Raw genomic sequence first — 18938 nt, 5'->3', positions numbered from 1 at the left:
CTTTCATGCGCGATAGTTTATTTTTTCAAAATTATAGCGGCGCGGGGGAATTACAGTTGAGCGTAGTCAGCCCAAAACATGACCTTTATCAGTTTTTCATTTTGGCAAGGCGGTTTTCATCAAGTATAGTGATCAGGCTGCCCTTTTTTTCTATCAGTTTTTCTTCTTTAAAATCGGTAAGGGTGCGGCTTACGGTTTCGGTAGCCATGCCGGCCATGGCAGCCAGGTCCTCCCGGCTAATTTTAAATCCTTCAGCGGCATTGTTTTGTTTGTGCAATCGCAATAGTGATTCGGCCATGCGTTTACGTACAGAATTGTACGCGAGGTGCAATAGTTGCTCCTCTTTATCGCGGACATCGTTTGCCAGTATAGTGATGAATTGGCGTGCCACATCCGGGTACTTGTTTATCAGTTCGTCCAGCTGTTCCCTGGGTATCAAACAAAGCTGCGAATCTTCCAGGGCCGTGGCGGTGTCTGCATACGGTTCGTTGGCAAGCATGGCGTTTACGCCCAGGTAATCGTTGGTGGTGTAAATGCCGGTCATCAATTCGCGGCCGTCCTCTGCAAGCTTTAGTGTTTTTATTTTCCCGCTTAAAATAATGTACAGCCCGTTGCCTTTATCGCCATCGTAATAAATAACCTGGTTCTTTTTAAACTGCCGGGTCTTTCGCTCGGTAATAATGCGTTTAAGTTCGGCCAGCCCATTGTTTTTGGATAACAAGCCATTTATTCTATCCAGCGGGTTGGTATATTGGCTCTGCTGCAGTTCTTTCTTTTTTAAGCGGGTCTCTATGGCGTTTAAAAGCTCAATATCATCAAAAGGCTTGGTGAGGTAATCATCGGCACCCATTTCCATACCTTTTCGCAGGTCGAGGCGCTCGGCTTTGGCGGTTAAAAAAATAAAGGGGATAGTTGCTGTTTCGGGGTTTTTGTTCAGCATATAAAGTACGCCGTAACCGTCCAGCTCGGGCATCATAATATCGCAAAGGATGATATCTGGTTTGTTTTTAATAGCCAGCTCTACACCTATCTTACCGTTGCTTGCCTGTAAAACTGCAAAATCGGCCAGTTCCAATATCTCTACAACATTTTCCCGGATGTCGTCATTATCCTCAATGATCAAAACTTGCTTACTCATGCTTTTTAAATGAAATTGTAAATGATGTGCCCTGGTTAACGGTGCTTTTAAACTCAACGTTTCCGTGCATTAAACGCGTGTAACGTGCCACTATATTCAGGCCCAAACCGGTACCTGGTATATTTCCGGTATTATGCGCTCTAAAGAATGGTTCAAAAAGATGTTTCTGGTCTCTCTCTGGTATACCTATGCCATTGTCTTTGATCATAACGTTACATCCCTGTTCATTTATTTCGGTATTAAACTCAATAAAGGTGTTCTCGCCCGAATATTTAATGGCATTGGCTATGAGGTTGAATATGCAGTTTTTTAACAGGTTCTGGTCAAGCGTTACCATGCTCTCTTTCCCGGTGTGCTGGTAAATAATATGCTGGTTTTGCTTGGCCACCATTTGCATCTCTTCAGTTATTTCTTCTGATAGTTTTACCAGGTCGAACAACGAAAAGGTGGGTTCAACTTTTCCGGCCTCTAATTTTTCAAGCGACAGGAAATCGTTTAATATGGTTGTTAAATTACCTATGGCGTTTTTTATTTTGCCCACATGCTTGGTAATGTGCTCGCTTTCAAATGGCTGCGAATATTTATCAATAAGCGAGGCCGAAAGCTGAATAGCGCTTAGCGGTGTGCGGAACTCATGCGAGGCCATAGATACAAACCGACTTTTTAACTGCCCCAGCTCTTTTTCTTTCTCCAGCGACAAGCTCACTTCTTCTTTTGCATCCTGCAGGGCCAATACCGTTTTTCTTAGGGATTGCGTACGCTCTTCCACCACCTCTTCCAGGTGCGCGGCATAATCTTTTAGTTGTTCTTCCGCTTCTTTTTGCTTGCTCAGGTCATGAATAAAGCCATTGTAGATCTTTCTGCCGGAGTACTCAACCTCGCTAACGCCCAGCCGGAACGGAAATGTTGTACCATCTTTGCGTAACCCGGTAACCTCGCGGCCTATACCAATAATATGCGGCACGCCGGTGTGCTGGTAACGCCTTAGGTATTCGTCGTGTTGGGTACGATCGGGCGGGGGCATTAAAAACGAAACGTTTTTTCCAATAACCTCTTCCGGCGTATAGCTAAACAGCATACATGCGGCCGGGTTAATGGTTTCTATCAACCCTCTTTCATCAATGGTAATAATACCGTCGATGGCGTTTTGTATAATGGCTTTAAGTAATGCAGCGTTTTCCATAAACTAAGTTATCCTTTATGGGCAACTTAGTACAAATATGATGGGGATGCAACTTTTAAAAAGTAATGTACTTCAATCCAAAATATGACGTGCGTCACTTTTAGCGCAAAAAGTTTAATCCGGGAAGGTCTTTTGCTGACTTACGCCACTAAAATAAGTGCCGCTGGTCACCCTTTGGCCGGGGCGGGTTATGCACCTTTACTTTAAACCAATAGCTATGCCTGCCAGTACAGAGATACAGTTTCTTGACGGTCCGCACTCCCGGTTAAAGGAGTTAAAGTTTGTGATGAACACCATGCTGGATCTGATCAGAGGCTTGCGTGCGCTGCATTTTATCGGCCCCTGTATCACGGTATTCGGGTCTGCCCGCTTTAAAGATGATCACCCTTATTACCAGCTTACCCGCGATGCTGCCGCGGCCTTTGCAAAATTGGGATTCACTATCATCACCGGCGGCGGGTCCGGCTTAATGGAAGCCGCCAACAGGGGCGCGAAAGACGTAGGTGGTTTTTCGGTAGGCTGTAACATCCAATTGCCTGTAGAACAAACGCCAAACCCTTACCTGGATAAATGGGTTTACATGAGCCATTTTTTTATCCGTAAGGTATTGCTGGTAAAATACTCGTTTGCTTTTGTGGTGATGCCCGGCGGCTATGGCACATTGGATGAATATTTTGAAGCGCTTACCCTCATCCAAACCCGAAAAATAAAAAACTTCCCCATCATTATTTTCGGCAGGGAGTTCCACGAGGAATTAATGGAACATATCGTAGTGATGAAACGCAACGGAACCATAGGCGATGGCGATGAAAGCTATTTCCTGGTAACTGATGATATAAACGAGGCTGTGGAACTGATCAAAGAAAAAAGCATCAAACAGTTTGGCCTGAAACCCAAACGGGCGTATAAACCCTTCCGATGGTTATTTGAACATAAATAAAACACAGGTACGTAATTTCCCAGGGCGCCATAGTTATTTATGTGCGCCTTTTTTTATGCCATTTCGTTTTAGGTCAGTTTATTAGGTGACCGGTATCATTATTTAATGGGCCTGCTGTCCACACCTTTACATCATCAAACCAAGGACATGAAAAAGCAAATAGACCCCGTAGCATATCAACCGCACCGCTATAGTATTAAAACATTAATGTTGATGGGCCTATTCCTGGCAACCTTGATGTTTGCCGTATTAACGGTAAAAGCAGCGGATAAACGGGTGGTTAACAGCAACGGCGACAGGGAACTGGCTGATGAAATTGCCAGGCAAGTTAACCTTTCGAATTTGCCCTTGAATTATCCCTTAACGGTAAAACGGTTTTACCTGCAACGGCAGTTTACCCCAAACTGGATAGTTAAGGAAGCGGATGCCGGGCAAACCTGGGCAGCTATGCTGATGATCGACTGCGTTTTGCAATTCGGCCTAAATCATGCAGATTATCACCCCACCGAATTATTGTACGGTAAACTGCACGATATACTGGAGCGCCCGGACAGGGTGCCGCTGGTTCAAAAGGCACGTTTTGAAATTATCCTGACGGATGCTATGCTATCCTTTACCAATAATTTACACTTCGGTAAATACAACCCGCTTTTTCCCGACTCGAAAATTGATAAGGGCGGGCTTTCTTTTGATGCTATGGAAGTGATCAACAAAGCAATGCCAAGTAAAGATTTTATAATGGCTATCCTTAGTGCGCAGCCTCAAAACAAGCTTTATCAAAACCTTCAAATCCATATGCATAAAGTAGCCGGGGTACAGTTGGATGACTGCTATGAGTTCCCCGAAGCGGAGGTACGCAAAATGGCGCTTAATATGGAGCGGCTGAGATGGTCGGCATTAGACACCGGCAATTTTATTCAGGTCAACATTCCGTCGTACAAACTTAGCTTCAATCATAGGGGAGCGGTGGATACCTTTAGGGTAATTGTGGGGATGCCCGGCACGCCAACGCCATCTTTAAATAGCGCCGTCAAATATTTCACCACAACGCCGGAGTTGCGGGTGGCACAGAAAGTATTTGTTAAAGAACTGCTTCCAAAAGCGATAATTGATCCTGCCTACCTGGCCAATAATCATTATGCTATTTACAATAATGGAGGGATGCTGATAACGCCCGGTAAAGCCTACTTAAAATTGATCTTAAAGTCACCGCAGCGTTATTATGCAACACAAACCGAAGGATGCGATAATGCCACCGGCCAAATGGTGGTCAGTTTTGATAATATATATGATATATACCTGCACGATACGCCCGAACAGGATCTGTTTTTCACAAACAACCGTGCATACAGCCATGGCTGTGTACGCGTGCAGCATATCGTAAACCTCGCTAAGTTGCTGCTGGCAAATGATAATGCGCAGGCTTTAGTACCTGCAATGGAACAGGCTGTTGACAAAGGACTGAGAAAAATTTTTAACCTCAAAAACCCAATGCCTATAGCTATTACTTATCTCACCTGCGAAATGGTAAACGGTACGTTGGTAGTTTATGACGACATCTATGGACTCGATAAAAACCTGGATATGTTAATGTACAGCAAAAACGACCCAACACTAAAAGTTACCCAAAACTAATTTTGGAGAGTTGAGAAATACAATGATCAGCATCACAGAAATAAAAACCTTTTAGATGACGAGCGTCATTATTTTAAAGTGTTGAAACACGCAATTTTGAAAAATAAAATTTTGAATATGAAAATGATATTGGTGCCTACCGATTTTTCGCCGGCTGCAAACAACGCCGCCAAGTACGCATACGGCATAGCCGAAATAGTTAAGGCCAACATAAAACTCTGTAATGCTATAAAAATACCCGCCGAATCGTTGTATGCGGCGCAGGTTGCCTGGCCGCTCGAAGATATGGGCAGTTTAAAAGAGGAGTCGGAAGCGGAATTAACCTATTTAGCAAACGTTTTAGACAAGGGGAGACAGGGAGATGATATTTTTAAACCCCGTATTGAGCATTCCATTGGCATAGGTAATGTAACAGACTATATCCGCAACCTGGTGTTGGATGATGGATTGAACATGGTGGTGATGGGTATGTCGGGCGCTAATTTGTTTTCTAAGTTTGTGCTGGGCAGTAACAGTCGCGATTTGATAGATAAGGCCGATTTTCCCTTATTGCTGATACCTAAAAACTATGCTTTCACGCCTATAAAAAAAATAGCCTTTGCTACCGACCTAACGGATAGCGATATAGATACCCTGCACTCGCTGACCAACTTCGGCAGGTATTTTAATGCCGAAGTATTGGTTAGCCACGTTATCCAAACATCAGGGCAGGATCAAAAAGATATAGATGCTTTTTTAAGCGATGTGACTTGTAAAATAAATTACCCCAACATTTATTATCGCAGCCTGCAAAACGAAGGGATAAGTTCCGGCTTAAACCAGCTTGCAGAAAACGGGCAGATTGATATGTTGGTGATGATCCACCGCAGCCACGGCATTTTTGGCAGCAGCTACACCCAAAAGCTTGCAACGCACAGCAGAGTGCCACTGCTGGTGCTGCCAGACGGATTTGATAAAGTGCTGATATAACCCGTAGTTACGATGGTTGCTAAAAAACGTATTGTTGCGATTTACCCCTACACCTGCGACCTTATATTAGTCGTCAATTTATACTGCTCTGGCGACATGCCCATATATTTTTTAAACACGCGGGAAAAATAATACGGGTCCTCATAACCCAGGTCCATAGCTATGGCTTTTATCTTGGCTTCGTTGGCGTATAAAAACTGGCAGGCCTTCTGCATCTTCAGGTGGATAAAGTAATCCATCGGCGGCATGCCTGTTGCCTTGCGGAACAAACTGCTGAAATGCGAGCTGGATAATTTATGCTGCCCCGCCATATCCTCCACGGTCATCTTTTTTTCGATGTTTTGCTTCATGTTGAGGATGGTGGTGGTTATGATGTCCTCGTTCTCTACCTGCTCGCTCACGATGTGCTTATCGGGGAACAAAAACGTCGCGATCAAATTGTACAGGCAAAACGTAGCATTGCACAAATTCTCAATACTGTAACCCATCTCCAGGTTCTGGTAAATATTATGCCATATCTCCAGCGCCTTATTATTAAAGGGAATCTGGATCGGTCCTTTAAAAATGTTAAGGTTGAGCGAGGAGTTGAAGTTTTCGATATTATCGCCCGTAAAATGTACCCAATAGATGGTCCAGGGGTCTTCTTCATCGGCCCAGTACCGCATGGGTTCCTCGGTAGCAGGCAGCAGGAAGAACTGGTTGGGTGTAACCTCGAATTTCTTTTTATCAATAACATAATAGCCTTTTCCCTTGAGGCAGTAGATCAATATGTTATCCACGCAGCCCCGGCGGCGCTCTTTATAATGGTACGATGCTTTTGGGAAATAACCAATGTGGGTAATGTAAATATTAAACAGCGCCGGGTAACGCTTAACATAGTCTGTTAATACCTTTTGAGGGATACTGATCAGTTTTTCACCGTCGAACCCGTCCTTGCGTTTAAAAGAGTTACCCATTATTAATTAAGGTGTGTAATAGTATATGCCATCAGAGAATGGCTGGTGTTTATAATGCGGGCTAAATTATATTTTATTTGGATAAAGCGCACCATTACAGCAAATTATTCTTCCAAAATAATTCAGGCGAATTATCCATTAAAATAGCCGAATTACCTATTAGACGATTTTAAACCGGCAGTTAAATTTGGCTGTTGTATTTAACAAAGCCAATTATAGCATTATCCAAAAAGCACCGGGTTTTTTAAGGTAATGAACCGGTTAAATACCAAACACAAACACATATAATATTAAGCAAGTAAATACTGCAATAGCCTATTGTTATTGCCTGTAAATAAAAATGCAAAAACCAGTATGCAACTACTAAAAGATAAGGTTGTTTTTTTAACCGGTGGTACCGAAGGTATTGGTTACGAATGCGCCAAAACATACCACAAGGCCGGCGCCAAAGTGAGCATCATCACCCACAAGGAAGATAGCCTGCAAAACTGCCGTATGCAGTTTTTTAATGATGAGATCCATTATATCCTGGCCGATGTATCTAAACCGGCGGACGTAAACCGGGCCATAACAGAAACCATCGGGCGATTTGGGAGAATAGATGTTATCCATAACAACGCGGGCGTATCCAACCCCTCCAAAACCGTATGCGATACTACGGATGAGGAGTGGGACAAGGTTTTCAACGTCAACGTAAAAGGCATTTACCATACCACTAAATATGGCATAGCCGCGCTTAAGGAAACTAAGGGAACCATTTTAAACACAGGCAGCCTTGTTGCCGATATAGGACAGGAGCTGCACGCCGCCTACACCGCTACAAAAGGAGCCGTTAACGCGCTTACCAAATCTATGGCGCTGGATTACGCGCCTTTTGGCATCCGCGTTAATGCAGTTGCCCCTGCAGGCGTGTGGACACCCATGCTGCGCCGCTGGAGCAATCAGCAACCAAACGCAGCGCACATTGAGCATTACCTCGATGAGATTCATCCCCTTGGTTATTGCCCCGAAGGCGATGTGGTGGCCGATGCGTGTTTGTTCCTGATATCGGAGCAGGCAAGGTTTATTACGGGCTGCATCCTCCCGGTATCTGGCGGGGCAGAGCTGGGGTACCGCAGGTACATGGATAAGCCATTTGCAAAAGATGTATAATCGGCACAACTAAAAGTACACTTTCTAAAAACTAAAAGTACAAATTTTAGAAAAACACACCAGATACAACTGAGTTTTTAGGTAAGTATAAAGGCCATTTAAAGTTAATTTAAATGGCCTTTATACTGTCAATGAATTTACTTTTGCTTTTTAGCAGGGTATAAGGCTTTTTTTCGGTATGCCAGGCTATCGGCCACGTACTGCTGCCGGAACTGAATGGCGATGCCCTGGTGGATGGTATTAAAATATCCCTGAACCCCTTCCAGCTTATCCATAGTGAGCTTAACGCTCTTTAAATAAGGAATTACGCCGGCTTGGGAGGTCTGCGTTAGATCTATCAGCTGTCCCGCTGTTAATTGTATCGTGTAAACCCGCTTTTGATCCGGGCGGTAAGTGGTGTCGGCAGGGGCTTTAATTACATCTGTTTTAGCCTGGCTAAATGCCGAAATGGTGATGGCCATCATGGCCGTGATGAAGATTGCTTTTTTCATGATTATTGAATTGCTATTAGGGTGAATTTGTAAGTGGTAGAAGCAGCGAGGCCACCGGCACCGACCTTTAAAGTGGCTGTGGTGGTAGTGGTGCTGGCCTCGTCGGCAAACACGCGGGACGTACTGGCCAGCTCTATTGCGGGTCCGTTTGATGGGAATAACGCCAGCTTAGGGGCCGCGCCGAACGCTGTATTAAAAGTTACAGTGGCCACGGTTGCGCTTGCAGTTGGCGACGTGCCGGTAGTAATGGTTACGGTAGCTGCTATGTCATTACCGCTAACGCTAACTGTAGGGCTTGTACCTGCACCTGTACCGGCTGTAATGGTTGGGGCAGATGATAAACCGCCCAAATGGATGCTTTTGGTCAAGCCGGTGTTATCTACCCAAAATTTATCAGTTAAGGTACCGGAGGCGTTGTCACCGGTGGATAATGTCCCGCGGTAAAGGTAATGGATGCCGCTACCCAAGCTATTTTCCCTAACATTTGCCCAATTAGCTATATAACCAGCAGAGCTACTTTGCGCAATACTTAACCAGCTTGCAACGCCGCTTTGTATACCCGATGAGGCTATTAAGGCTGTAGATGCAGCTGCAAACAGGTTGGAGATTCCTGATGCATCCCTTCTTACCTCAACTGTTGAACCGGCTGCGGTTTGTCCGATAGTTATTTGGGATATACCGGATGAAATATTAAGATTTCGCAATGCACCAGTGCCGCCATTTTCGACCACCAACTTAGCTACGTTGCCGCTAAAACCAAGCCGTAACCGTTCATAATTCGTAGTTTGATCGGTTTGGTTATTCATGCTCAGGAACGTTGATGTAGACCCAAATGTTAGCGAATGCGTAGGCGCTGTTGTGGCTAAGCCCAAGCCTGTTGTGGTAAGGCTCATCGCCTCGGTAGATGCGCCAAATAACCAACCGAACCTACTGCTTTGCGGAGATAAAAAATAATTGATGCCCTGTAGTGCCGTGTTTGATACGGATGCGTTGCCATAGCCGACAGCCAATTGTAGCGCGTTGGCGCTGCTGTAAAAATCAAACGAGCTGTAGCCGCTTGTGCTGGTGTTGTAAAACGATGCCAGGCCCGATCCGGAATAACTACCGGTAACATAGAACGGCTGCGAACCACCGTTCACGCCGCCAATAAACACTTTTGCAAACTTATTATAGGTACCCGACCAATCATTCGTAGCGGTCAATTGCCCGTAACGGGCATCACCTACCGTTTGCACATCGGTAGCAAACGTGCTAAATGAGCCATCACCGCGTACATATTGGGATGTGCTGCCGGTATACGTGATCTTACTTTGTGCAAGGCTTGTTATAAACGAAGGGTTTGCAAAACTGCCAGCCTGGGTAACGTACCTGGCATCCAGTGTGGTGTAGTTTACGTCAAATACGTTACCGCTAAGGCTCATGCTTGGTCCATTGGTATACGTACCAACACCGGCGATCTGCCCAAAAGTTATGGCATCCGTACCGATAACCGGGTCGGTAGCGTTTGTACATGTCCATTGCGTGTTTTTATAAAGAGTGCCCAGCCTTACCAATACGGCAGCGGTGGAAATTTCTGTAGAGGCATCCGCGTCAACAGATCGTGTCCAGCTGCCGCTTTTAACCAGGTAGATACCGTTATCCGCGCCGGCAGTTTGCGCCATTACTAAAACGCGGTCGTTGACGGCCAGCGATACGCCATCTACCGTTTGGGTACCCGATAACGTGATGTTACCGGTAGTTCTTACCCTTACCTCCTGCTTCCAGGTAACGCCGGTGGTGTAATTATCAAACTGTCCCTTGGTGATCGGCTCCATGGCGTTCACCGCGTCGGCATGCAGGTAGAGCGGGCCGGTTAGTGTGCCACCAGCAGTGGGTAACGCATCTCCCTCTTTGAGATATAACTTATTTGTATTATAGTCTCTTATGGTGCCATTTGTGAACACTGTAACATCACCACTTACTTCATCATGTAACCACAATTGGTGGCCAGCTCCTGAGTTACTAAAGGAATTAGTACGTGCGCCTACATTATCATGGAAAACTAAGGACTTGTTATCGTAAATGTGTGCATCATCTCTAAAATAAGATAGTCCAATATGATCTGTATAACCATCTATTTGAGCGTTCTTTGTTTCAAATGTAACCCCTGATGTTCCTGTAGTATAGATACTCTGTGCTGATAAACCATGCGCGCCAATAGCTACATCCGATGTTGCACCGGTATATGGCGTATATGAACTTAATGAAGATGATAAAGCAAACGTTGATGAAGGTATTTTATAAACATAGCCATGTCCGCCTCCGACTACTTGGTCTCTAACTAATATATCATAGCCTATTGCTGGTAAATCAGGTGCTGACCATAAAGATAAAGGTCGGTACATTATTATATCGAGGTTGTCGGCCCCTACGTTACCATCATTGGCTGACATTACAGCACCACCATCCTTGCCAAAAATCTGCAAACCATTTCGGGTATTAATACGCAATGACAATGAGACATTTGGAAAGCCAGTAAAATAACTACCATCGGAAAAATTAAGGTTTCCGCTCAATTGGGTTGCGCCATTCACATTAAAGTAGTGGTTTGCTTCCGGGCTAACTGAAATATTACCCGTTGGCGATACCAGGCCTATATCGTAATTGCCGGTGCCGGTATGCAGATCTATATTATTGCCGCCACTATGGCCCCAATTGGTTCCGAACAGGGTTGAAAAATCATCGCCGTTGTAGCTTTTTACCTCGTTAAACCCAACGTTACCATAAACACGCTGGTTGGATACCCCGCTTATTTTAAGTCTATTAGCGAGGCTATCCAGCATCCCAAACACGACAACGTTTTCAATATTGCCGGTTAATGGATTATAAAGCGATAGTCCGGGCTTAGCGTCAGTATTGCGCCAAAGTCCATTTACAAATAAACTGTCGGGAATATAATTTTTCCATGTTACACCGGGCACCTTTGGCACACCCATATACCAGCGCGAGAGAGTGGCCCTGTCGGCCATGATCTGGTTAGTGGTGGTGCGTTCATACGGCACCTTCTTTTGTGCCTCTGCAGTGACCGCCAGGCACAGTAATAGTAAAATGTTTAATAATCGTTTCATTGCTATTTTAGTAAGGGTTAAATACTGTTTAAATGCCGACGTACTCTATCCAGTGGCCGATGAGGAAAGGCGGTATTGTTTTTATCGGATCGGGGTCTGCGCTGCCTGTAGCCTCAGTGGCCTTGGTGTCGTTGCCCTGTACAGCGCCGCGCACATAGCCGCTGGTAACGCCGCTACCCTGTGTTTGTATCTTGATGAAATTGTGCACGTGGCTTATCAGGTTACCCAAGGTCATCTTTACGCCTTTAGCGCCGCCATCTGTGCCAACATTGCCGCCGAAGTCGGCATCGCCTTCCACACGGTGCATCGGGAAGTAACCGCGCATCTCCACACATTCCTGCCAGCCTGTACCGGCAAGATCATTCAGGTCGCCGGTATACCAGGCCTTGCCTCCATTTGCTCCGGTGATCGTTGGTGTGAATGGTGCCATCATGCGCTTTAGCTCTGCCACATCGGCCGTCAGCTGCGTTAGGGATGAATCACCGGCATTCTGGTTCACCGGCACAATAACAGTAAGGTGCGCGCCTTCATCCAGTTGAAAGCCGGTTAGCGTAAAGCGGCCTTTCGTATCGTCTTCCGGGTCTATCTCTTCATATCCTATTATTGCCGGGTTTACTTCACCACCACCCGCCTGTGAAACATAGACAGGATATTGAACACGGCCTTTCAGACGCACGTCGCTAACAATAACCGTATTGGTGTCGGCGTCATAGGCATAGTTATCGCTGCTGGTAAAAACCATGAACGGGTTAGGGTTGGTGATGCCGGGATCAGCACCGCCTCCACCACCGCCGCTTGTAGAAAAGGGCAGGTCTGATATTTTGCATTTACGCAGTATGCCGTCATCTATGCCCCAAACCCAAACAAGGTCATCACCTGTTGGGGTAATGCCTTCAGCAAAAGGCGGCGATTCCGGCATCTTTATTTTTATAACATCCATGTTAGATCAGGTTTAAAAGTTTTACAATGGCAGGGCGCGGCGTTACGCTGTCTGCGAGGTCTACCGAAGTGTATTCGTATGGTGAGGTGATCTTGCGCTTATACCCAACTACACGCACCTGGTCGTTTATACCATGGGCGGTGCTCAGCAGCCTGTAGGTGTAACCTACTTGCAGCTCTTTGCGATTACGCTTCAAAAACAAGGGGTCGATAGATACGGGGTAGTTAACTTTCCCTTTACCGTTATCGGCAAGCCAGGCCTGCGCACGGGCCTTTAATTCGGCTTCAGCGTTAGTTATGTAGATCAGCGGCATCTCTATCCCAATGATCACATACTTGTCGCCAGGGGCTGGTTTAAGCACATCAGTGGGCAGGTTAACCGTCTCGCCTTCGTTAGCAACAATTACAAAGGTCTTCGTTCCATTATTGAAGGAATCGATGTTGAATGTCTGCCCTGCACACTGTCCTGTGTTGAAGGTAACCTGAGCAGTTACGCCTGGTAATATCTGCGGGTTAACGTCGAAGTCCAGCGAGGCATCGCTGAATGTGACTTTATCGCCAACAGCCGTTACAACACCCTGATGACGCGGGTAGATATCATCGAAGTACACTGTGTGTTCAAATACGCCGTACAGGTCGGCATTCTTTTCAATATAAACACTGTCAGGCATCCGCAGGTATTTTGCGCCATTGCGGTAATTGGTGCCTATGTTCTTATCGCTGCCGAAAGCGTACAACCTGGTTACAGTGCCGGTAACATCGGTGTTATCAGCATTCTGCATCGAAAGCTTTAACAGGCCTTTATCCTGCCCGTATTCCAGCGTCACACCACTTGGCAGCTGTCGTTTAAATAAATAGATCTTCCGCCCTTCCAGGAAGTACTCGGTATCAAATTGCTCGGCCAGTCTTCCCAGCACGGCGAGGCATTTTTCACCGGCGAAAGACATCGTTACAAAATCGCTGTCGACCACGTTACCTAACGACCAGCCCGCCCCCGGGAACATGCGCTCCATGTTTGCCAGCAGCAGGTTCATAAAGTCGATAGCGCGCCCGCGCTGTTCAAACTTGCCTTCAGTAAGATGATTTGCCGAATCGTAAGTAAGGTAATTCGCTCTGCGCAGGAAGTAAAGCCAGCTTTCGAAAGTAATAGTATATACAATGTTACGTTTGGCATCTTGCTGGAAAGGCACCCGGTCGTTAATGAAATAGCGCTTATTTAAAATATCGGCGTAATCACCTATAGCGAAAGGAATAGCGACCGGCACTTTGCATATCAGCGTAACAATATCATTACGCATCAGGCCATAGTCCTGCAAGCTGGAGCTGTCGGGCTTTATCGTTGCCCTAACCTCTGTGGTGCCTTTTTTATAGATGGTTATCATGCTGATAAAAATCTATCCTGATCGTCTACCAGGTACACGGCCGGTATATTGTCAAACGGGTTGGTCTCGGCAAAAACGAGGTCGAACTTTACCCCGCAGCTCTCGCGGTTAAGTTGGGTGAGTTTCGTTAAATTCACCTGCTCTTTGTAGTAAACATGGTAAGCGCGGTCAATGTCGGCTATGTAAAGCTCCTTGCTGCCCTGTCCGCTCAGCAGGGTGAACAAGGCATCGTACCTGGTTTTAAAATCTTCTCTGCCTTCTGCGATCAGGGCGCAGGACAGTTTAAAATCCCTGGCCTCAAAGTGCGGGTCGGTAAGGTCTTTATCAATACCATCCTGTTCCGGCCAGTTGTTTTGCAGGCTGTCCTTACGTTTGGGATAAGCAAGGAAAGTGTCCGAGCCATTGCTGATCACAAGCCCGAACATCTCTTTAAGGTCGTATCCGTTTAATGTATAGTCCATAACTGTGTTATATGCCCGCCGCCTTAATGGCGTTGGTAAGGTTGCTTGATGATGTGTTGCTGTCTATATTGGTTAGGCTGTCGCGCATCGAATCGCTGTTATCAGCAATGCGGCGGGTATTGGCCTCTATCTGCATTTGCACCAGCGTCTGGGTGCGCTGCTCAGCCAATTGCTGTTGAATAGTTTTACCGTTGGCTGCACTGATGGCATTAGCTTCTACCACCGCCTGCTGAACGCCGCGAAACGTCCCCTCTAAAACACCGGCCTGCTCGGCAGTAATACCTTGAATGGCACCCGTCAGAGTTGAAGATGATGAAGAGCCTGTCGCGCTGCCGCCGGTTAGCAGGTTGTATGCATCCGCTTGTTTTTGCAGGTTGGCGGCAATAGCATCTTTTTGTGCGCGTAGTGCGGCAAGTTCATCGTCGGTAAAACTACCGTCGAGACCCGCGTTATACAGCGCGTCGAAAAACGGCTGCATAGCGCGGTCTACCTGGGTACGTTTAAAAGAATTGAGTATCGCGCCGTCGATGGCTTTTTCAATGGCCTTGCCCAGGTTGGCGGCAGATGCCTCTCCATTTTCAAACAGCGAGGTAATTGAATCGTTAAGGCTGTCGAACGTAGTGCCAGTGATCTCGGCCTTTAAAGCGTTGGCTGTATCTTTTGCCTGCTGTTCAAGGTTAAGCAGGTTTTGCACAACGGCTGCGGTATTATCATCAAGCAGGTCTTTATTAAGCAAATCTTCGAGTTCACGAATAGATTTTCCAGCCAAAGAAACACTGGTGCCAAAGTTGGCAAAGGCCTTTGCCAAAACCCCAGTGAAGGCTCCCCCGTTGTTGGCTTTAAGCAGGTCATCAATCGCCTTGTCGCCCGATAGCGATGCCCTGTTTTGCAAGCTTTCCAAGGCGGCTTTTTGCGCCGCTATAATAGCATCTATGTTTGCTTTATAGGCTACTAACCGTTCGGGTCCATAAATTTCTTTTGTAAGAGCCAGCTGCCGCTCCAATGCTTTGTTAATGGCCTCTACTGCCTTAAGCTGCAATTGCTGCGAATAGGCTTGTTGTTCGGCTTTTTGCTTTGAGTTGCTAAACAAGCCAACAATGCTGCTAATAATAGTGATTCCAGTACCTATAATCCCCAATCCTCCGGCAATTTTATCCAGTGGTGATGCGCCTTTTTTGTTAATGGCAGCAAAGCCGCTCTTTATGTCAGCCACGCCGTTAAGAATATTACTAACAGTACTGAGGGCCTGCGCAAGTCCTTCGTCAAATGCGGAAACCTGGGTCACTATGCCGCCCAGCGCGGAAGCCACCGCCCTTAACTCTTCAGGTGTTGCCTTCAGTGTATCGGACTTTTTGGAATTAAGCTGCGCGTTTATTTTATCATAAGCCTCCTTGGTGATGGTGCCAGCCTTCAGCGCGTTATCCAGGTATTTCTTTAGAAACGCAAGATCTTGCTGTGCTCTTTTTTGAGAGATGATAGCAATGCCATCAAATAACTCCTTGTAGGCACCAAGCTCTTTAACCTTTGCTTCATCCAGCGCAGTCGCTTCTTTCAAACCCTGCTGTATGGCAACATCGGCCTGCTCGGCGGCACCCTGCGCCCGCAGCTCGGCGGCTTTTTGCAGGGATCGCTCAATTATCAGGTTGCGCTGCTGTTCGTAGCTAAGCGTTGAGGCCAGCAGTTCAAGGTTCTTTTTGGCCTCGGCTTGCTTCTCTTCTAATTGGTGTTTGGTAATTAAGTCCGCACGCGCCTGCAATGGCCCGGTTATTTTACCGGTAGGAATTTCGTCAGCCTGATTATCTAAATAATTCTTAAAGTTTTCGCCGGAACGCAGCAAAAGAGCATACTCTTTATCAGCCGCCTCCTTACCAAGCTTCTCTTTATAAGCTTCGTACTCTGCATATAACGCTTTCTTTTCGTCGAGGTCGGCCTTTATAGCTGAATTTGTATTTAATTCCAATTGGTTGCCTAATGCCGCTTTTTCGGGTTGAGTGATTAACCTATCAATAGTCGCTTTCGCTACCTGGTTACCTGCATTTTTAGGATTGGCGTTAAATGCAACTACCTTTGCCCGCAACTGGTCGAATTTGTCTGTTATAGCCTTTAAAGCCTGTTCATCTGCACTCAGCGCTTTCCTGTCAAAAGCGGCTGTAGCTTCTGTGATCTCATTCAATAAAGCAATTTTGTTTTTCTTAGAATCAGCGTCCGCATTCCCATCGGTAATTTTTGGGCTATAGCGTTTTTGCAGCTTCTCAACCTCAATTATCTTATCCCTGTATGTTTGTATTTGCTTATCGTTTGGGCCAAGGGCTTTCAGCTTTGCCTCCAGCGCGGCTTTCAGGTTATCCAGATCAGCAGCCTGCGAGGCATTTTTTATGATCTCGTCGAATTTTTTAAGAGGCTCTTTAATGAGATTTGTGCCGCCGTAAATTGCTTCTGCAACTTTCTTTATACCTCCGCCATAGGATATGGCAAACCGCCTTTGATCTTCCAAAATCTTAATTTGCCTGTCAGCTTCTTTCAGTGATTCTACTGCGCTTTTGTTTATATTATCTTCCTGGTGTCCTGATAAGATACCGCCGCCCTCGCCATCGTATTTGCCAGCTGCCTCATCCCTTTTAAGCTGAGCTAATTGGTTCTGTCGAAAGTTGGATATCTTATCTTTTTTGCGCTCTAATTCAAAACGCTTTCGCTCCACATCTTCAAGGTTGCTAACTACGGCTTTCGCCCTGGCTTGCGATAATATTGCCAATGTCAATTCTTCATAGCTTTTCTTTTCTTCGCCATTAAGAATTGCCGAAAGCCTGGAATTCGCAAACTGTTCTGGGAACTCTTTTTTAAGTTCTTTTGCCGCCGCAATACGGTCACGCTCAGCGGCAGTAACATCTGTAGCAAGCGCATACAATACTTTGAGGTTTGCAGATTGCGCGGCAAAATTACTTGCCGTTTGGCGGTTAATTTCATTTAAGGCATTCAGTTTAGCAGCAAGCAGGGTTATCTTATTGCCAAATAAATTAAGGCTGGCGATGTAGTTTACTATTGGTGATGTAATGAAAGCCAGTAAACCGGCTATACCTATACCAGGCAATATATAGGCTATGTTTCTTAATACCGAAAAACCTTTTGTTAAATAATTCGTGTTCCTGGCAACGGCGTTACCCATATCATCAAACCCAACCCGGCCAATATTGCGGGTACGTGCAATTTGGGCTTCAGTTTCCTGTAGCTTACGGTTGTATTTGGCAATGATATCGGGATTAAAAGAAGTAGCAGCGGCAGTTTTGTACAGGTTGGCGGCGTAGATCAACCGGCCAATGGTGCCAACAGGGCGCGTTGCAGCACCGTTCAAACCATCAAAACCGGCAGTGCCGGCACGGTTCAGGTTCCTTATCTGGTTTGTAAGGCCTTGTATCTCTGCGTTCGCAATAGCTATTTGCGCCGGGTCAATCAACTTTAGTTTGTTGGCGTTGGCTAATTCAAGCTTATTAATGAGGCCCTGCAATAAACCTACCTGCTCGGCGGTGGCTACGTTATCCTGTACGGTTGCTGCCGCTCCCGCTTCCCTGATCGCTACTAACCTGGTCATTTCTGCCTGGTATTCGGCCAGCGTAACCACACCGGCATCCAGATCGGCATTCAGGATGCGGATAAGCTCATCTATCCCGCTGATGGCCACGCGGCCGGTGTCACCGGCACCTTGCAAGGCATTTTGATAAGCGGCAACCTCGGCAACGGAATCAGATAAGCCACCGCTGGCCCGCAGGCGCTCAATGGCGGCAACTGCCTTGTTAACTTCCGTTTGCATTACGGTTGTAGATTTTGCAACAAGCCCCTCTGCCTGGTTCAATGAAGCAAGCAGCTCGGGGTTGTTTATTATAATCTCAATATCTATCGGCCCTAAATTATCCATTGCTTAATCCATAAAGTCGGCGAAGTCATCAAATGATGTTGCCTTTTTAACCTTGTCCTTATTCCTCGTTTTGTAGCTGGGCGCATCTGCCAGCATCATTTGCAGGTTTATCCAGCTTATCTTCCACATCAGTTGGTGCCAGGTGAAACCGAGTTCCTTAATGATGTTGAAGTTTTTTCCCCAGGGGCTATGCATGCCGGAGCATTTTAACTCCCCTGTGTCTGTTGGCTCAGTGTCGGCGCTGTCATCTTCATCGCTGCTACCGATCTGATAGAACTCGTAAAACTTTCCCTGCTGGAAAGCATCACCAGCACATTTACTATAGTTCGCATCTGGATGCTGTTGAGGTGCCAGTACATCCAGCCCGATACGATGCCGGTTAGCAGCTTGCCGCGCCAGTAACCATATAGCCAGGCAGTGGCTATAATGCGGCTTAGCAACCTGCCGTGCTTGCTGAACAGGTTGTGCGCGTTGGCATCGTCCATATTGGCCAGCTGCTCGTCGGTGATGCCGCTGCTCAGGTACAGGTAGCTTATCCTGGTAAGCGTACCCATGTTCGGCGGAATGATCACCAGCTCGATATGTTTGCGGCCAAACAGCCTAAACAATAAAGGTGCGGTTACCCGCACCTTTATACCATGATCGAGCAGCGTTGCGGCCGCCTGTTGTTCCATG

At 46.3% G+C, this 18938-nt stretch carries 15 protein-coding genes; 4 read left to right on the top strand and 11 right to left on the bottom strand.

Annotated features, from left to right (window positions below):
- Positions 1 to 88: 88 nt before the first annotated feature.
- The gene (locus ABIX36_RS07665; protein ID WP_348081578.1) at positions 89 to 1138 is read right to left on the bottom strand and encodes a response regulator; all 1050 of its coding nucleotides are present in this window, start codon (positions 1136 to 1138) and stop codon (positions 89 to 91) included.
- Entirely contained in the window at positions 1131 to 2321 is a 1191-nt protein-coding gene (locus ABIX36_RS07660; RefSeq protein ID WP_348081577.1) for a PAS domain-containing sensor histidine kinase, read from the bottom strand. The genes ABIX36_RS07665 and ABIX36_RS07660 overlap by 8 nt, the downstream gene beginning before the upstream one ends.
- Before the next feature lie 217 nt (positions 2322 to 2538).
- On the opposite strand from ABIX36_RS07660, the gene ABIX36_RS07655 reads away from it, so the two are divergent.
- The 3 genes from ABIX36_RS07655 (at position 2539) to ABIX36_RS07645 (ending at position 5865) form a co-directional block, all read left to right on the top strand.
- Complete coding sequence (locus tag ABIX36_RS07655) at positions 2539 to 3261, top strand: TIGR00730 family Rossman fold protein (protein WP_348081576.1); 723 nt, start codon at positions 2539 to 2541, stop codon at positions 3259 to 3261.
- 147 nt (positions 3262 to 3408) lie between these two features.
- The gene (locus tag ABIX36_RS07650; protein ID WP_348081575.1) at positions 3409 to 4896 is read left to right on the top strand and encodes a L,D-transpeptidase family protein; all 1488 of its coding nucleotides are present in this window, start codon (positions 3409 to 3411) and stop codon (positions 4894 to 4896) included.
- A 117-nt stretch (positions 4897 to 5013) separates the two neighbouring features.
- Positions 5014 to 5865 (top strand): universal stress protein, encoded by an 852-nt coding sequence (locus tag ABIX36_RS07645; protein ID WP_348081574.1) that lies wholly within the window; start codon positions 5014 to 5016, stop codon positions 5863 to 5865.
- A 47-nt stretch (positions 5866 to 5912) separates the two neighbouring features.
- On the opposite strand, the gene ABIX36_RS07640 is transcribed toward ABIX36_RS07645, so the two are convergent.
- A complete protein-coding gene (locus ABIX36_RS07640; RefSeq protein WP_348081573.1) occupies positions 5913 to 6821 on the bottom strand; it encodes an AraC family transcriptional regulator in 909 nt (302 codons plus the stop codon).
- A 354-nt stretch (positions 6822 to 7175) separates the two neighbouring features.
- Between ABIX36_RS07640 and ABIX36_RS07635 the strand changes: the two genes are divergently transcribed.
- Complete coding sequence (locus ABIX36_RS07635) at positions 7176 to 7973, top strand: SDR family oxidoreductase (protein ID WP_348081572.1); 798 nt, start codon at positions 7176 to 7178, stop codon at positions 7971 to 7973.
- Positions 7974 to 8110: 137 nt separating this feature from the next.
- Here the strand turns inward: ABIX36_RS07635 and ABIX36_RS07630 are convergent, their stop codons facing one another.
- The 8 genes from ABIX36_RS07630 to ABIX36_RS07595 are packed head-to-tail and all read right to left on the bottom strand — an operon-like array spanning position 8111 to position 18937.
- A complete protein-coding gene (locus ABIX36_RS07630) occupies positions 8111 to 8464 on the bottom strand; it encodes a hypothetical protein (protein ID WP_348081571.1) in 354 nt (117 codons plus the stop codon).
- A gap of 2 nt (positions 8465 to 8466) precedes the next feature.
- Positions 8467 to 11571 (bottom strand): hypothetical protein, encoded by a 3105-nt coding sequence (locus ABIX36_RS07625; protein WP_348081570.1) that lies wholly within the window; start codon positions 11569 to 11571, stop codon positions 8467 to 8469.
- 28 nt (positions 11572 to 11599) lie between these two features.
- Positions 11600 to 12511, bottom strand: a complete 912-nt coding sequence (locus ABIX36_RS07620) for a hypothetical protein (RefSeq protein ID WP_348081569.1) — start codon at positions 12509 to 12511, stop codon at positions 11600 to 11602.
- Position 12512: 1 nt separating this feature from the next.
- Positions 12513 to 13892 (bottom strand): phage tail protein, encoded by a 1380-nt coding sequence (locus ABIX36_RS07615; RefSeq protein ID WP_348081568.1) that lies wholly within the window; start codon positions 13890 to 13892, stop codon positions 12513 to 12515.
- Positions 13889 to 14353 carry a hypothetical protein gene (locus ABIX36_RS07610; protein WP_348081567.1) on the bottom strand — a complete coding sequence of 155 codons (465 nt, stop codon included), beginning with the start codon at positions 14351 to 14353 and terminating at the stop codon, positions 13889 to 13891. The genes ABIX36_RS07615 and ABIX36_RS07610 overlap by 4 nt, the downstream gene beginning before the upstream one ends.
- Before the next feature lie 7 nt (positions 14354 to 14360).
- On the bottom strand, positions 14361 to 18263 hold the full coding sequence (locus ABIX36_RS07605) for a hypothetical protein (RefSeq protein WP_348081566.1): 3903 nt from the start codon (positions 18261 to 18263) through the stop codon (positions 14361 to 14363).
- A gap of 3 nt (positions 18264 to 18266) precedes the next feature.
- Positions 18267 to 18458, bottom strand: coding sequence for a hypothetical protein (locus tag ABIX36_RS07600; RefSeq protein WP_348081565.1), 192 nt, complete (start codon positions 18456 to 18458; stop codon positions 18267 to 18269).
- 11 nt (positions 18459 to 18469) lie between these two features.
- Positions 18470 to 18937 carry a hypothetical protein gene (locus ABIX36_RS07595; protein WP_348081564.1) on the bottom strand — a complete coding sequence of 156 codons (468 nt, stop codon included), beginning with the start codon at positions 18935 to 18937 and terminating at the stop codon, positions 18470 to 18472.
- Position 18938: the final 1 nt, after the last annotated feature.

Origin of the sequence: Mucilaginibacter sp. (genome assembly GCF_039925265.1) — a bacterium.
In the GTDB taxonomy this organism is placed as follows: domain Bacteria; phylum Bacteroidota; class Bacteroidia; order Sphingobacteriales; family Sphingobacteriaceae; genus Mucilaginibacter.
The sequence above is the reverse complement of the archived record's forward strand: the minus strand, read 5'-3'. Positions and strand labels throughout refer to the sequence as shown.

What these genes read in the sequence shown, in the direction of transcription:
- ABIX36_RS07650 (WP_348081575.1), top strand. Translation starts at nt 3,409, where the DNA reads ATGAAAAAGCAAATAGACCCCGTAGCATATCAACCGCACCGCTATAGT.
- ABIX36_RS07665 (WP_348081578.1), bottom strand. Translation starts at nt 1,138, where the DNA reads ATGAGTAAGCAAGTTTTGATCATTGAGGATAATGACGACATCCGGGAA.
- ABIX36_RS07595 (WP_348081564.1), bottom strand. Translation starts at nt 18,937, where the DNA reads ATGGAACAACAGGCGGCCGCAACGCTGCTCGATCATGGTATAAAGGTG.
- ABIX36_RS07610 (WP_348081567.1), bottom strand. Translation starts at nt 14,353, where the DNA reads ATGGACTATACATTAAACGGATACGACCTTAAAGAGATGTTCGGGCTT.
- ABIX36_RS07615 (WP_348081568.1), bottom strand. Translation starts at nt 13,892, where the DNA reads ATGATAACCATCTATAAAAAAGGCACCACAGAGGTTAGGGCAACGATA.
- ABIX36_RS07630 (WP_348081571.1), bottom strand. Translation starts at nt 8,464, where the DNA reads ATGAAAAAAGCAATCTTCATCACGGCCATGATGGCCATCACCATTTCG.
- ABIX36_RS07625 (WP_348081570.1), bottom strand. Translation starts at nt 11,571, where the DNA reads ATGAAACGATTATTAAACATTTTACTATTACTGTGCCTGGCGGTCACT.
- ABIX36_RS07660 (WP_348081577.1), bottom strand. Translation starts at nt 2,321, where the DNA reads ATGGAAAACGCTGCATTACTTAAAGCCATTATACAAAACGCCATCGAC.
- ABIX36_RS07640 (WP_348081573.1), bottom strand. Translation starts at nt 6,821, where the DNA reads ATGGGTAACTCTTTTAAACGCAAGGACGGGTTCGACGGTGAAAAACTG.
- ABIX36_RS07635 (WP_348081572.1), top strand. Translation starts at nt 7,176, where the DNA reads ATGCAACTACTAAAAGATAAGGTTGTTTTTTTAACCGGTGGTACCGAA.
- ABIX36_RS07600 (WP_348081565.1), bottom strand. Translation starts at nt 18,458, where the DNA reads ATGCATAGCCCCTGGGGAAAAAACTTCAACATCATTAAGGAACTCGGT.
- ABIX36_RS07655 (WP_348081576.1), top strand. Translation starts at nt 2,539, where the DNA reads ATGCCTGCCAGTACAGAGATACAGTTTCTTGACGGTCCGCACTCCCGG.
- ABIX36_RS07620 (WP_348081569.1), bottom strand. Translation starts at nt 12,511, where the DNA reads ATGGATGTTATAAAAATAAAGATGCCGGAATCGCCGCCTTTTGCTGAA.
- ABIX36_RS07605 (WP_348081566.1), bottom strand. Translation starts at nt 18,263, where the DNA reads ATGGATAATTTAGGGCCGATAGATATTGAGATTATAATAAACAACCCC.
- ABIX36_RS07645 (WP_348081574.1), top strand. Translation starts at nt 5,014, where the DNA reads ATGAAAATGATATTGGTGCCTACCGATTTTTCGCCGGCTGCAAACAAC.